The following is a 14,705-nucleotide window of genomic DNA, read 5'->3' on the forward strand; positions in this document are numbered from 1 at the left end:
AGTTATTATGAAACAGATGCCAAAAGGAACATTGGTGGTAGCATTCGTATCATTCGTCTTATTGACGACTTTGACCACACTAGTTATGACAGAAAACACCTTATTCAACCAACTCGATTTAGCCATTTATCAACAGGAGCGATTAATCGAATTCCCAGTATTAACAACATTTTTTAGTTATTTTGCAAAACTAGCAACGATTATTCCTACTTTATTTTTCACAGGGTTGCTGGCAATTTTTAGTTGGCGGAAACAGTACCATAAATTAGCCATTTGGCAAGTCTTAATGGTTTTGACAGTTAGTTTGATTGGCTACGTGATGAAACAAGCTATCCAGCGGACACGACCTGATGTGGAGCAATTGATTCCTAGATCTTCTTACTCTTTTCCAAGTGGTCATTCGATTTTGTCTATGACGCTATTCTTAGTATTTTTGATCACCATGTACATTATTTATCGTGAGAAAAGGGTAAATAAACTAGTATGGGTGGGGGCTCTTTATCCATTATTGATTGCTAGTTCTAGAATTTATTTGAGAGTACATTATCCTAGCGATATCTTAGCAGGTTTTTTACTGAGTTTTTCAGTTGTTTTCTTATGTTATAGTCTGTTTTTCTCTTTTATCACTGAAAAAACAGTAAGAAAAAAGCACCAACAAAAACGAATATTCACTAGAAAACAAAAAGTTTTATTGTCTATTATGGCATTTCTTTTCCTATTAGTAGGTTCTGCAGTTGCATATGGTGTTCGCTTTTACTACGATGCCAGACAGACCGTGACTTCGATGCAACAACCGCTACAAAGAGAAACCGTTCAGCGGGAAAAGGATACGCCAGTCAGCATTTTAGTTTTAGGTATCGCCAATAATTCAATTAGAAAAACGGACTATCGTGCAAATACGATCATGTTGGTGACATTGAATAATCAAAAGAAAACAACGACGATCACAAGTATTCCTCGAGATTCTTTCGTAGAAATTGCCAATATGGATGGACTGGTTGATAAAATCAACCATGCTCATTCTTACGGTGGTATCGACATGATGGTGGATACGGTTGAACAATATCTTGATATACCGATTCATCACTATGTATCGTTGAATATGGATGGATTAGAAGCGTTGATCGATGCTGTGGGAGGAATCACTGTAAACAATGCGTTTGAATTTACAGCAGAAGATATCCATTATCCAGAAGGAACGCTAGAATTAAATGGTTGGGAAGGATTACAGTATGCGCGCATGCGAGCAGAAGATCCTGAGGATGACTATGGGCGACAGAAAAGGCAAAGGGAAGTCGTCAATATTTTAGTCAATGAGTTCTTATCTGTGAAAAGTTTATTCAATTATCGCCAGCTTTTAGAGGTAGTCGGTGAAAATGGGACAACGGACATGTCTTTAGATGAAATGCTCGGAATGATGAATGAATACCATTCGGCATTATCCAATATCACGAATCATCAGTTGAAAGGTGAACAATATATTGGTGATGGCATCTTGGGAGAAGCAGGTATCTACTATGAGAAGATACCAGATGAGGAACGGATGAGAGTGATGCAGTTGGTGCAAGAGCAATTAGAAACAACAGGGAAGAACGCAGCGCAACAATAGGAACAATCGATCTTCTCTTTTTTACATTTATAAATGATAAAAAAAGCAGTTGAAATGAACGATGATCGTCATTTCAGCTGCTTTTTTAGGTAAAAATCATCACGCAATCTATTTGCTTGCGTTTATCTTTCGTTGATCGGTGTAGCGGCAAATTGTTCGATCAATGGCACTAATGTCAATTTCACTTTGTATTTACGTTCTAAAGCTTTTTCGATCGTAAATTCATTGATAGCAGACATAGAGATCTCTGCTAATTTTCGTGTGTCGTCTTTGACTGTTTCATTGATCACTACAGCATCTGCTAATTTTTCAGCAGTGAACTTCGGATATTCTGCTACTTGTTTTGCAAAAGCATCGAAACTCAAAGAATCTGTCGCTGCTTTTTCAGCACTTGTTTTCTTGTCAGTTGTTGCGTCTTCATTGACTGATTGAGAAGTTGTCTCAACTTTTTCAATTTCTTTTGTTGGTGTTTCTTTTACGGACGCGTCATTAGTGACTGGTGTCGCCACAGGTTGAGCCGTTGGTTGATCTTTTTTCATGCGTTGATCATTCCAGTAAGAAACGATCTCAATCAATAGGTTGTCACGGAAACGTTCAAAAATCGTTGCTTCACCAGAACGAATACGTTTCAAGACAGCAGTAAAGTTATCGTCGATTGGTACATTGATGCGTGTATCTTCATTTGCTTGTCCTGCTAAGCCAATGATTAAGACTTGACGGTTTTTAGGATCAAGCATGACTTGCAATGGTAGACCATAACGGCGTAAACTTTCTTCTTCCAATGAACGGAATAATTGCGTGCGAATTCCATCTAAAGAAGGACGGAATTGTTTTAATAATTTTTGTTTTTGTTTTTTCTTCATAAATACTCTCCTTCATTCATACCCTTTCGATTATAAGAAAAAAACGAGCAAATGAAAAGGTTTATCAAGAAAAAACTTTTATTACTTCGATGGAAAAACAAAAAATTAAGTGGGATATTCGACTTTTTACATATTCTAAAACCGAATAAACGGCGGGAATAGAAGTCACCTCCTCGGAAATAAGGCTAGATACTTCTGTCCCGACCTCTCAAAAAGGGGAGCAAAAGTCCATTGACTAATGCTCCCCTAATCTAGTTATTTTTTTGGCAATAAGGCAAAGGTGACTAGTTCAGGTGAATAGATGACCTCATGTCCTTGCCATTGCATCGTCATCAATGAATGATCCAAGCGTTTTTTTATTTCCGCAATTTTTTCATCTCTTGACCAATTTCGAGCAGGAAAATGCTGGATTTTTTCTGGGCGGATCAAAAAGATGAAATCTGGATCAAATGTCTGCGTCACTTTTTCAGATAAACGATTTAAGCGGTCCACGGGGTTCATAGAATATCACTATCCTTTACCTTTAAAATTGTGTAGTATCTGGATCTTTTGCTTTGCCAACGACACCATCTAATTGGTCGATCGTCTTCATTTCTTCTTCTGATAGCTCAAAATCAAATAATTCAGTATTCTCCTTGATTCTGCTTGGTGTAACAGATTTTGGTAATGGTAAGAAACCATGTTGTAATGACCAACGTAGCGCTACTTGGGCAACGCTCTTGTTGTGTGTTTCGGCAATCTCTTGCATTTCTGTGACGTCGAAGATTTTACCAGTGCCAAGAGGGCTATATGCTTCAAGGACCATATCATGTTTTTTCGCGTACTCAACTACAGGTGGTTGCAATTCGCCAGGAGCAAGAAATACTTGATTGACCATTGGCATGATTTTTGCTGTTTTTGCAAGTTCATCTAAGTGATGTGGTAAGAAGTTGCTGACACCAATGGCTTTGATTTTGCCAGCTTCGTATAACTCTTCAAACGCACGCCATGTTTCGGCATTCGCTTCTTGCCAATTTTCGCGGAAAGAAACTGGATTAGGCCAATGGATCAAGAAAAGATCCACATAGTCTGTTTGTAATTTTTTTAAAGACTCTTCGAAAGAGGACATTGCTAGATCGTAGCTATGGTTTTCGTTCCAAAGTTTAGTCGTTAAGAAAATCTCTTCTCTTGGAACACCACTTTCTTTGATTGCTTGTCCGACACTTTCTTCGTTTTTGTACCCTTGAGCGGTATCAATATGACGATAACCGGCAGCTAATGCTTCTTTAACTGAGGAAACAGCAACGTCTCCGTCAGGGGTTTGCCAAGTACCGAAACCGACAACAGGGATTTCATAGCCATTTGATAAACGATAAGTAGATGTTAGTGAATTCATACTTTCAGCTCCTTTGATTTTAGTACACTTTAAGTGTAGCTTATTTTCTAAAAAAAGAAATGTATTTTGTTTGTTATAAAATATTTTTTTGTTCGTCCCATTTTGTCGCTGGTATTTTTGTTTGATTTTCCGTAAACTAGAGCAGAAAGGAATGAAACGATGGATATCTATTTAAAAAAAGCAATTTTGCATATTATTGATCGAGAAACAGGATCTCCTGTATTTTCACAACAAGAACTAGATCTTACGAAAGATTTTATCAGGGACTTTCTACAAAAGAAGATCCAAAAAATCTCTTCTGCACAAACTAAAACAGGGCAACTCACTGAAGAAAGCCTATTTTCTCAAAACTTGAAACAGTGTCAAGAAAATTTTGTCGAAGAAAGTGAGCGTTTAGTCCAACGGTGGTTTGACATCTATGCAGAAAGTGAGGAAGCACCTAGTGCAGATGTTTTCGTTGTCTTGTATGAAGTAGACACTGTGATGTATTTAGCTTTATTGAAAGTGAATTATCGTGATGCTTATACCCACTATGTGGAAGCAGATGAAGCCGGTATTGACAACCGTTTGGTTTTGAACCGAGCGATTCTTGGCTCAAAATCTCAAAAAGCAGATGAAGCATTAGCAGTCAATCTGACAGATCTGACGTATGAGTTGATTGAAAAACGCTATGAGTTCTCTGGTAAAAAAGAATGGTACTTTTCGGGAAAAGTGATTGAGAGCGTCCCGGCACCTTCTTTGGAAGACAACGTCAAAGTGATAAAAAAAGTGGCGAAACAGCTAGGCAAGAAGTTTGAAGCAGAAGAGTTCGATATCATGGCGGACTTAAAAGAAGCTGTGTATGATACGATCGAAGAAAAAGGTAGATTGGATCATGAAATGATCGCGGAGAAAGTATTCAAAGAAAATATCACTGCCAAGTTAGCATTCCAAGAAGAAGTCAAAGAACAAGGCTTTATTCCAGAAGCACCACCAGTGAAAGAAGTACAAGAAATTTCAGAGAAAAAATTCGGAAAGCAAAAATTCCGTTTATCAAATGGCATTGAATTGATTGTACCAGTAGACGTTTATCGTAACCCGGATCTGATTGAATTTGTCAATAATCCTGATGGCACGATCTCTGTCATGATCAAAAATGTGGATGAAGTATTGAATCGTCTATAGTTTCTTTTAGATGAATCAAAGAAACGAAATAAAAGTGAATAGTAAAAAAGCAGTCAATATCCACGGAGATCGTTTTTCAAGTCTTGTGGGTGTTGACTGCCTTTTTTGTGTTGTTTTTTGTAAACTAGTTCATTAATCTAATTGATCTAACGCTTTGTCCGGCACTTGAGAAGCTGTTACTTCTTCCCAACTGATGACGCCTTTACGTGAATTGACTTTTAGTTTTAAATAAGCATTCATTTTTAAAGGGCGTTCTCTCGCTTCACGTAAAGTGACTGCTTTTTCTTCTCCTTGTGCGTTGTAAGCATTTTGGTCGTATACATAAATAGAAACGTCCATGTCATTGTCTGCTGAGTCAACTTCTTTTTCTCCGTTAGTGGTGATTTTTGTATAATAAGTTTCACCGCCATAGAAATAATCATAAGCGATAAAGCTTCCTCCTAGGAAAATTCCCAATACAATCAATAATGCTATCAATTTTTTTATCATTTTTTTCACCTCGGATACTATTATTCAACAAAATCTATTATTCGTCTATCGAAAGTCCAAAATTTATCGTATTTATATATAATAATGGCATATTCGCCGTTTTATGTATAAAATACTTAATTTTTCTGTGAGAACATTTTTCAAAGTTGAGCTTACGATAATCGAATTTTAGGAGAGCTAGTTGCTTTGCTTAAAAAAACACAAATTATATAATAATGTTATGAAAGGTGGTATTAAAATGGAACTGTATTATTTAGTTGGTTTGTTTGGTATAATTTTTGGACTTTATGTGTTAGCAAAAAGAAACAATAAGATAAAACCATTCTTTTCCAAATTAACTTTAGCATTTTTGGTTGTATACTTGATCTGGCGTCTTTTCTACACGATCCCAAATGATGGCGTGATATCATTAACTTTCGGTCTTATTTTATATGTGGCAGAATTTATTGGTTTATTTGTGTATGTTTTTTTTATTTACTTGTTTTCTAATAAGTTGTCGAAAGAGTCCGTGAGAGTTCATTACGATGAGGAGCCATTTCAACCAAGTGTAGCAGCGTTTATATGTACGTATAATGAGGATAATAAATTAGTGATCGCGACTGCTTTGGCTGTCAAAGCGTTACGTTATCCAAATAAGAAAATATATATTTGTGATGATGGTCATCGTGAGGAATTGAAAGAACTTGCAGAAAAATACCATATTGGTTATCTGACAAGAGAAGGTAACGAGAACGCAAAGGCAGGAAATATCAACTATGCACTTTCACAAACAAGTAGCGACTTGATTTTGCTTTTAGATGCTGATTTCATCGTTAAGAAAAATATTATTTACGAGGCTATCGATTATTTTAGAAATCCAAAGGTTGCGTTAATTCAATATCCTCAAACTTTTTATAATAAAGATCCCTTCCAATTATTGAGAAAATCATTTTACAATGAACAGGAATTATTTATGCGTTTTTTAGAACCAGCTCTTTCACGTGAAAATGCGTTGATCCATATCGGGACCAACGCTATCATTCGACGCAGTGCTTTAGAGGAGATAGGTGGCGTCCCAACAAAAAGCATTACTGAAGATATGGCAACAGGGATGTTATTGCAAAATGCTGGTTATGAAACGATTTTCATAAATAAAGCTTATGCTTTGGGAATCACGCCTTATACAGCTCGAGAGCTGTCCTCTCAACGGACACGTTGGGCCCAAGGTACAAAGCAAATATTTGACCATTTTAAACCACGTAAATTTAAAGGGTTATCTCGTATGCAAAAATTGTGTTACTATAATTCTTATTTGTACTGGTTTACTTCATTTCAAAAAATCATTTTTTTATTAGCACCAACTCTTTTTATGGTCTTTGATATATTTATTGTTCGAAGTAACAACAATCAGTTATTATTGTTCTTTTTACCACCGTTTGTCATGATTTCTCTTTCGTTTCGGTTGTATGTTCCTAAAATCAGGAATCTTACTACTTCGCATATCTATGATTGTTTTGTCGCGCCGATCCATACTAGAGCATTGATCAAAGAGTTCTTTCATTCGGAAAAAAAATTCAAAGTGACAAAAAAGGAACTTGTTGACAGTCAATCATTTGATTGGCGAACAGTTTTTCCTCACATGTTACTATTTGGTTGGATCGCTTTCGCCTCTATCGTTGCATTGTACCGACTTTATCGAGGAGAAGGATATGAAACAGGCTATATTGTGACACTTCTATGGTCAGTGTATAACCTCTATGGATTATTCTATGCGATTTTGATTGGTAAAAATCGAACAATTGAAAGCGACAGTGAAGCATTGAGCATTGTAACAAAGAAACAACTAAGTTATCTATCCCAATCATTTGAGATGTATCAAATGAGTTATAACGGATTTAGACTTCGTTCCAAAAAATTAGTTACTCCTACTTTTACACCTGGGAAAGCTTATTTATTTATGGATGAGAAAACTGGACTTCGAATCAATTCGATATGTAAAGAAAATCATGGGAGATATGCGACTTTCTCATTTAACAATTTGACACAAGCTTCTGCAGAAGAACTTGCAAGTTACTACAGTGATCAGTTGAATGCAGCAAAACAATTAGAATTCGATATGGAAACCGATACTTTACAAAGTTGAGAGTATGACCATTACTAATAGAAAATGAACACTGACAATAATAACAATAGCGATATGACAGAGGTCGGCACAGAAGTATTTAGCCTCGATAAATAAGACGGCAGCCACGTAAAATGTTCTTCAAATTTTTGTGGCTGCCGTCTTATTTCCGAAGAGTTTACTTCTGTCCCCGCTGTATATTCCCTTTTAGAATATGCGTGAAGACTAATATCCTACACACTTTTTATTGAAATAGTATATCGAAACACTTTAATTGACTTTGACCAATTTTGACGTATAATAGGGTTTGTTCATAACTTACAAAAAGTAAGTGTAGTTGTTTTTTTGAGTTTATACTAAAAAAACTGTTATGGACGATGAGCTGAAATCATTCAGTGCATAAGACTATTTAGGAGGTTTGTTAATTATGGCAAAAGAACATTTTGATAGAAGTAAACCACACGTAAACATCGGAACCATTGGGCACGTTGACCATGGGAAGACCACATTGACTGCTGCAATCACGACAGTATTAGGGAAAAAAGGCTTAGCAAATCCTCAAGATTATGCAAGCATTGATGCAGCTCCAGAAGAACGTGAACGTGGGATCACCATCAACACGGCACACGTAGAATATGAAACTGATAAACGTCACTATGCACATATCGATGCACCAGGACATGCGGATTATGTGAAGAACATGATCACAGGCGCCGCTCAAATGGATGGTGCGATCTTAGTTGTTTCTGCGACAGATGGACCAATGCCTCAAACTCGCGAGCATATCCTTTTATCACGTCAAGTTGGTGTAAAATATTTGATTGTATTTTTGAATAAAGTTGATTTGGTCGATGATGAAGAATTGATCGATCTTGTAGAAATGGAAGTTCGTGAATTACTGAATGAATATGGTTTCCCAGGTGATGACACACCTGTCATCAAAGGCTCTGCATTGAAAGCATTGCAAGGTGACCCAGAAGCAGAAGCTGCGATCAATGAATTGATGGAAACAGTGGATGACTATATCCCAACACCAGAACGTGATACCGACAAACCATTGCTTTTACCAGTTGAAGATGTTTTCTCAATCACTGGTCGCGGAACGGTAGCATCTGGTCGTATCGACCGTGGAGCTGTTCGTGTCGGTGATGAAATCGAGATCATCGGAATCAAACCTGAAACGAAAAAAGCGGTTGTGACAGGGGTAGAGATGTTCCGTAAAACGTTAGATTATGGCGAAGCTGGAGATAACGTAGGAATCTTGTTACGTGGTATCCAAAGAGAAGATATTGAACGTGGACAAGTAATTGCGAAACCTGGTTCAATCACACCACATACAAAATTCAAAGCGGAAGTTTATGTATTGACGAAAGAAGAAGGCGGACGTCATACACCATTCTTCAATAACTACCGCCCACAATTTTATTTCCGCACAACAGATGTAACAGGTACGATCGTGTTGCCAGAAGGAACAGAAATGGTCATGCCTGGAGACAACGTAACCATCGAGGTAGAGTTGATCCATCCAGTGGCAATCGAACAAGGAACGACTTTCTCTATTCGTGAAGGTGGTCGAACTGTCGGTTCAGGAATGGTAACAGAAATCGAAGCGTAAGTATTTTTTATAAAAAAATATAAAACCTGTGGACAAGGTATTTACTTGAATATCTTGTCCAATGGTTGTAATAGAAGTGTTAAGCACCGATAAATAAGCGAGCAAACTCGAAAATTTTTTTATATTTTTGGGTTTCTCGCTTTTTTTGAAGTGGAGATCTTCGAACGACCTTTTGTGCGAATTTAGTAGGTACAAGACAACTAGTATCCTTGTTGCTTATTTCCCTCGCTTTTTCTTGTTTTTGCCATGCCTATAAATTTGTTATAATAGATTTATCTGTGTTTCTAAAAACTATGACAAAAAGTTAAGAGGGGATTCAATGATTTCAGAAAATAAGTTAGGCTTGACCAGTCAAGTCGAGTTGGCAAAAGCGGAAGAAAAAATCAGTAAGCAAAAAGCAAAAAAATTATATGATTCTGGAAGAATAGATGAATTAGAAATTGGAACGTTCAAAGGGTTAAGTGAAATCCATGACTATTTGTTTTCTGAAATCGATGGTTTTGCTGGGGAAATTCGCTCAGTAAATAGTGCAAAGGTAAATTTTCGGTTTGCGCCGGTCATGTATTTGGAGTATTCTCTAAAGCATATTGACCAAATGCCACAGTCTACTTTTGAAGAAATCATCAAAAAATATGTAGAGATGAACATCGCTCATCCTTTTCGTGAAGGGAACGGTAGGAGTACTAGAATTTGGTTAGATCTCATTGTGAACTACTCACCACTTAGCTAAACCTACCGGTTTTTAACGCTTGAAGTGGGAGCTTCTTGGGAATAGAGCATACTTGATAGTGTATTTCTTTACTAACAGCGGTGTCTCTTATTTGCCAAGCTATCCCCGTAGTTCCTACGGTTCTTGATTTTATCTAAGCTAATTGTTTTATTCGGAGACCTTCGATCAGAATATTGATGCTTGCGTTTATATCACGGTCATGATGAGCATGACAAACCGGACAAGTCCATTCTCGTATTTCGAGCGTTTTCTTGCCATCTTGATGACCACAATCCGAACAGAGTTGACTAGATGGGAACCATTTATCTACTTTGATGATTTCACATCCATACCAGTCAGCTTTGTATTGTAGTTTAGTTACAAAACTAGACCACGATACATCAGAAATACTTTTAGCTAATTTATGATTGCGTAACATACCTTTTGCATTTAAGTCTTCAATACAGATAGTATCGTGATTTTTGATAATCTCTGTACTTAACTTGTTTAGAAAGTCGTTGCGCTGATTCATTACTTTTTCATGTAGCCGCGCTACTTTTCGTTTTTGTTTTTGATAGTTTTTGGCTTCAAAGAGATTGACACCTTTCTTTTTAGCTAATAATGCACGTCTTGACAACTTACGTTGTTCACGTTTTAGTTTCTTTTCCATTTTTGACGTGAACTTATTATTATCAATCTTTTGACCGTCAGAAAGAATGGCAAAATCAGTTATACCAAGATCAATTCCAATAGAAGAATCGTTTTTAGGAAGTTCAACTATTTCTTCTTTACACAACAAAGAAATATGGTAATTACCACTTGGATGACGTGAGATTGTGGCAGATTTGATAATTCCTTTAGGTTGTCTATGGAGTTTAATCTTGACTAAAGACTTCAACTTAGGAACTTTGATGAATTTATTATCAATCAAAGCTACTGTTCCTTTTTGGTTGTTAGTAGTATAGCTTTGTACAGGATTCTTCTTACTTTTGAATCGAGGAAACCCAACGGATTTATCTCTAAAAAAATTCTTATATGCCTTATCTAAATTAAGTTGTGCATTCGCTAGAGCCAGGCTATCTACTTCCTTCAAAAACGGAAATTCTTCCTTATATTGAGCTGGTGTTGGAAAATTCATTTTTATAGAAGAATCATTTTTAGTTTCTTCATAATTTTTCATTCGGTCATCAAGCATTAGATTGTAGACCTTACGGACACAACCAAAAGACTTAGCAAAGAACATTTCCTGCTCTTCTGTTGGATAAATTCTGAATTTATATGCTTTTAGTCGCTCCATAAGACTCACCTACTCTCTATTTGTGGTTATTACCTTGATTCTGAATATACTTTTTGATGACATCAATTGGTGCGCCACCAGTTGTCAACAGGCAGAAACTTTTAGACCAAAACATTTCTTTCCAAAGATATTGTTTTACTCTAGGATAGTCACGCTTTATCAAGCGTGAACTCGCGCTTTTATAAGCGTTGATGAACTTCGTCAGCTCTGTTTTTGGCTGTGCTTTGAACATAATATGAACATGATCTTTATCATGATTCCACTCAACGAGAGTGATGTGATATGACTCTGCAATTCGTACAAAAGTTATTTTAGCAAATTCAGATATTTCATCATCAATCACTTGTCTACGGTATTTAGTTACCAGTACAAGATGATAATAGAGAAGAAACACTGAATGATTATTAGTATCTAGTTCCATTGTTATATCAGCTCATTTCTTATATAGACTGATTATAACATAGTACAAAATAAAAAGGCAATATGCATTACATGTCGGTTTTCGAGTTACCAACGGTAACCCTCATACCGAACGGCATTCATCACCCACCTATAGAGGATGGGCGACTTCTGCCTGAATTAAGTTAAAATCGGAGATACAGAAAGTGGTTGACTGGAATCTAATTGACAAGTCGGATTATTTATCTGCAATGGAACGTAGTCCGATCAATGACTTAGAAATCAGCTATTTGATTTCTAACGCGTTGACAGATAAGATTTCCGATCGTGAACTTTATATGAAAGGAATCGATGTGAGTTATTTTTATGAAGGTTACTCTGAATATACGATTGATGATCTATAACAGAAGGAAAAAATGTTTTATGAATAAACAAAGTACGCCTGATTTTGACTAAAACAGCAAAATCAGGCGTTTTTTTATTTACGGAACCATTTTTTTAAGCCATTCAAAGGTTTTGTTTTTTGATCAACGGGCGCATTGTCAATGATCAATAACGTGATCATTACATAAGCGATCCAACTATCTCTTGAATAAAGTGTATAGCGAGATCTCCAGTTGGTGGCATATTTATCTTTGTATTCTCTTAACCCTTGGAATGAATAAAAATGTGACCCAAATTCATAAACCAAGTACGCAATCCGTTCTTGGATAAAACTTTTTCTTGAGGTCCCCACATTAGACAAAGGAGCCATACCCAAATTGAACCATTGGATATTTTCCTCCTTCATATATTCAAAAAGATGGATGAATAAATAGTCCATGCTACCGGAAGGGGCAGTATCTGGATCATAGCGCATCAAATCAATCGTTCCGATCTTATCATTCGTATAAGTCGGCATGATCGAAGCGAAAGCGACCAACTCACCTTGATCGTTTTTGACGACTGCAATCGGTGCTCGCTGTAAATAGTCTTCTGAGAAGAAACCTAATGAGAAGCCTTTTTCTTTGCGACTGCCTAGCCAACGATCAGAAATGGTTTTAAGCTCAGCCATTTGTCGGGATGAAAATGGGGGCTGAAGTACCTCAAACGTGAATCCTTCTCGTTCGATGCGATTCAGTATCGCACGTGTGCCTTTCATTTTTTTCCCAGAAGTCGTGAAGTCGGCTAACGAAACATGGCCTTCTTCGCCCATTTTGATAAAATCATAGCCAAATTCATGAAGGATCATAACCAGTTCTTCGCTCGTTTCATAAAAGACTGGCAAGTAGCATAAGCGATCTGTTTCTGCGATAAAGGCTTCGATCGCTTCTGGAAAATCTTCTTTTTTGCCTGAGGGATCGCCCATCACCACACACTTATTGTTATAACTAGCAAATTGTAACAAGACGGTTGCTTCCCCGTCTTTTTCATAGGTAAACATCCGTTTATCTTTCAAAAATATCAGTTGACTATCTGAATTACCGCCGTAAGTTTCTAAAATCGTGGTGGCGACCGCTTCATCTAACTCTTGTCCAACTTGTGCTTTTTTACCTTGGAGATAGTGGACAAATAAAATCATGATAAAGGCTACTGCTAAAATTGCTAGAAAACCAGACAACCAAATTTTTTCTGATGGAAATAGAAAAAATGAAATAAACCGATGATTACGATGTGGGAAAGTGGGCATATTATAAACACCGATCACGATATATAAAACGGTCAATGCACCTATGATCAACCCATCGATCGTCAACCATTCCCACGAGTAGATAAATTGATCTCTGAACAATTCATTACGTGAAGCGATCACGATACCTAATAGCAATAGTAAGAAAATAATGCCAGTAGTGCTTAGATCATTCAGCCCAACATAAATTAATGAAACAAGGATCAAAAAAATGGTTGGCCAGTAGACACGCTTGACTCTGGCTGCGATGCCTCGTCCCATAATAACAAACAAGAAGCCTAACAATATGCTTGGAAATTGCATAATAAAATGCATCTTTATAGGATTGATATGATGCAACCAACGAAACTCAGTAAATGCTTGCGGGATCGTTGCTGAAAGAACCAACATGATGCCAGAAAAATACATTAAGATCACCAGGATCTTCCGAGCAATCTGGGTCGCTAATTGCTTTGGAATACCAGAGTATCGTTGGTCGATCGATACACCGACATTTTTAAAGAAGAAAACTAATCCAATGAAAAATGGAATAAAGTAATAGAAGATCCGATAAAGCAAGATCCAGATCACAACGGTTTCTTTAGGGATACCTAGAGCTGATAAACCAAAGATCATCATCACATCAAAACTACCGATTTCTCCTGGGATCATTGAGATGATCCCGATAACTGAAGCAGCGATAAATAGAGGGATTGTTTGCCATAGATCGATGGGGATCTCCATCAAATAGCCGACTGCAAGAAAGGTTCCTAAGACACCCGTCCATTCCAATAAGGAAACGAGTAACAATTGCCCTTGGGATTTAATTGAAAGACCACCAACATAGCCTTCTTTTTTGATCGTGGTAAAAATAAAAACGATGGGGAAATACAAACCACCGGCAATCAACCAAATCCAATACTGTTTAAGAAACGGAGCGACAGGAGTAAAGAAGACCATAAAAAACGAGACTAAACTATACAGAGATAAACCCGCCATCAAAAATAAAAATACTTTAGATAAAGCTTGCATGACTTGTTTGCTATCTTTTCTTTGACCGTAGAGTTCGGATCGTAAACCGATACTGACAAAGCCACCAAATCCAGCAATGTTATTAATAGTATTGATCATCCAACTTGTTTCAAATAAATATAATGGCTTTTGCTTTTGATTTAGTAACTTGTTGAAAATCAAATCATATCCAATCATGGGTAGAATAGAAATCAACCCAATCAAAAACATGACACCAATTTTCCAGAGTGGGATCGTGGAAAATGTTTGAGCTAGTTGGTCCGCAGATAACAAAGTACTGATTGTCATCAATTCACGAATAATAATCACTAATACAGAAATCAAAAAAATCGTTTTGATAAGTCTCAAGTGGCTTTTGAACCACTGAATGATTGGCTTGAACAAAAAATCACCTACTATTTTCA

Annotated in this window: 11 protein-coding genes and 2 pseudogenes; 6 read left to right on the top strand and 7 right to left on the bottom strand. The window is 36.8% G+C overall.

Translation table 11 applies throughout. The features are described 5' to 3' along the window. The first annotated feature begins 7 nt into the window (after positions 1-7). Positions 8-1,609: a phosphatase PAP2/LCP family protein gene (locus EM4838_RS04810; RefSeq protein ID WP_019724284.1), complete on the top strand. Its 1,602-nt coding sequence runs from the start codon at positions 8-10 to the stop codon at positions 1,607-1,609. 122 nt (positions 1,610-1,731) lie between these two features. Here EM4838_RS04810 and EM4838_RS04815 read toward each other — a convergent pair whose 3' ends face one another. The 3 genes from EM4838_RS04815 to EM4838_RS04825 all read right to left on the bottom strand — a co-directional run bounded on the left by EM4838_RS04815 (position 1,732) and on the right by EM4838_RS04825 (position 3,847). Next, complete coding sequence (locus EM4838_RS04815; protein ID WP_071866338.1) at positions 1,732-2,472, bottom strand: hypothetical protein; 741 nt, start codon at positions 2,470-2,472, stop codon at positions 1,732-1,734. A 255-nt stretch (positions 2,473-2,727) separates the two neighbouring features. Next, the gene (locus EM4838_RS04820) at positions 2,728-2,973 is read right to left on the bottom strand and encodes a hypothetical protein (protein ID WP_071866339.1); all 246 of its coding nucleotides are present in this window, start codon (positions 2,971-2,973) and stop codon (positions 2,728-2,730) included. Positions 2,974-2,995: 22 nt separating this feature from the next. Further along, positions 2,996-3,847, bottom strand: a complete 852-nt coding sequence (locus tag EM4838_RS04825) for an aldo/keto reductase (protein WP_071866340.1) — start codon at positions 3,845-3,847, stop codon at positions 2,996-2,998. A gap of 159 nt (positions 3,848-4,006) precedes the next feature. On the opposite strand from EM4838_RS04825, the gene EM4838_RS04830 reads away from it, so the two are divergent. After that, complete coding sequence (locus tag EM4838_RS04830; protein WP_071866341.1) at positions 4,007-5,011, top strand: nucleoid-associated protein; 1,005 nt, start codon at positions 4,007-4,009, stop codon at positions 5,009-5,011. A 132-nt stretch (positions 5,012-5,143) separates the two neighbouring features. Here EM4838_RS04830 and EM4838_RS04835 read toward each other — a convergent pair whose 3' ends face one another. Further along, complete coding sequence (locus tag EM4838_RS04835) at positions 5,144-5,497, bottom strand: YxeA family protein (protein ID WP_179948059.1); 354 nt, start codon at positions 5,495-5,497, stop codon at positions 5,144-5,146. 241 nt (positions 5,498-5,738) lie between these two features. Between EM4838_RS04835 and EM4838_RS04840 the strand changes: the two genes are divergently transcribed. The 3 genes and pseudogenes from EM4838_RS04840 to EM4838_RS04850 form a co-directional block, all read left to right on the top strand. Next, positions 5,739-7,622 carry a glycosyltransferase family 2 protein gene (locus EM4838_RS04840; RefSeq protein ID WP_071866343.1) on the top strand — a complete coding sequence of 628 codons (1,884 nt, stop codon included), beginning with the start codon at positions 5,739-5,741 and terminating at the stop codon, positions 7,620-7,622. A 406-nt stretch (positions 7,623-8,028) separates the two neighbouring features. After that, positions 8,029-9,216, top strand: a complete 1,188-nt coding sequence (tuf, locus tag EM4838_RS04845) for an elongation factor Tu (protein ID WP_019723509.1) — start codon at positions 8,029-8,031, stop codon at positions 9,214-9,216. A 319-nt stretch (positions 9,217-9,535) separates the two neighbouring features. Then, positions 9,536-9,925: pseudogene (locus EM4838_RS04850) on the top strand (Fic/DOC family protein); the annotation flags it as partial. 154 nt (positions 9,926-10,079) lie between these two features. Here EM4838_RS04850 and tnpB read toward each other — a convergent pair. Together tnpB and tnpA are read right to left on the bottom strand one after the other, a co-directional pair. Next, positions 10,080-11,222: an IS200/IS605 family element RNA-guided endonuclease TnpB gene (gene tnpB, locus EM4838_RS04855; RefSeq protein WP_071866344.1), complete on the bottom strand. Its 1,143-nt coding sequence runs from the start codon at positions 11,220-11,222 to the stop codon at positions 10,080-10,082. 16 nt (positions 11,223-11,238) lie between these two features. Continuing rightward, entirely contained in the window at positions 11,239-11,643 is a 405-nt protein-coding gene (gene tnpA, locus EM4838_RS04860; RefSeq protein WP_071866345.1) for an IS200/IS605 family transposase, read from the bottom strand. Between the two features lie 163 nt (positions 11,644-11,806). Here tnpA and EM4838_RS04865 point away from each other — a divergent pair. After that, positions 11,807-12,025: pseudogene (locus EM4838_RS04865) on the top strand (protein adenylyltransferase Fic); the annotation flags it as partial. A gap of 74 nt (positions 12,026-12,099) precedes the next feature. On the opposite strand, the gene mprF reads toward EM4838_RS04865, so the two are convergent. After that, on the bottom strand, positions 12,100-14,685 hold the full coding sequence (gene mprF, locus EM4838_RS04870; protein WP_071866346.1) for a bifunctional lysylphosphatidylglycerol flippase/synthetase MprF: 2,586 nt from the start codon (positions 14,683-14,685) through the stop codon (positions 12,100-12,102). Between the last annotated feature and the right edge of the window lie 20 nt (positions 14,686-14,705).

The sequence above is a fragment of the Enterococcus mundtii genome, assembly GCF_002813755.1.
GTDB lineage: Bacteria > Bacillota > Bacilli > Lactobacillales > Enterococcaceae > Enterococcus_B > Enterococcus_B mundtii.

Bases quoted from the DNA above. Each gene is read 5' to 3' on its own strand.
- EM4838_RS04810 (WP_019724284.1), top strand. From the start codon at position 8: ATGAAACAGATGCCAAAAGGAACATTGGTGGTAGCATTCGTATCATTC.
- EM4838_RS04815 (WP_071866338.1), bottom strand. From the start codon at position 2,472: ATGAAGAAAAAACAAAAACAAAAATTATTAAAACAATTCCGTCCTTCT.
- EM4838_RS04820 (WP_071866339.1), bottom strand. From the start codon at position 2,973: ATGAACCCCGTGGACCGCTTAAATCGTTTATCTGAAAAAGTGACGCAG.
- EM4838_RS04825 (WP_071866340.1), bottom strand. From the start codon at position 3,847: ATGAATTCACTAACATCTACTTATCGTTTATCAAATGGCTATGAAATC.
- EM4838_RS04830 (WP_071866341.1), top strand. From the start codon at position 4,007: ATGGATATCTATTTAAAAAAAGCAATTTTGCATATTATTGATCGAGAA.
- EM4838_RS04840 (WP_071866343.1), top strand. From the start codon at position 5,739: ATGGAACTGTATTATTTAGTTGGTTTGTTTGGTATAATTTTTGGACTT.
- tuf (WP_019723509.1), top strand. From the start codon at position 8,029: ATGGCAAAAGAACATTTTGATAGAAGTAAACCACACGTAAACATCGGA.
- tnpB (WP_071866344.1), bottom strand. From the start codon at position 11,222: ATGGAGCGACTAAAAGCATATAAATTCAGAATTTATCCAACAGAAGAG.
- tnpA (WP_071866345.1), bottom strand. From the start codon at position 11,643: ATGGAACTAGATACTAATAATCATTCAGTGTTTCTTCTCTATTATCAT.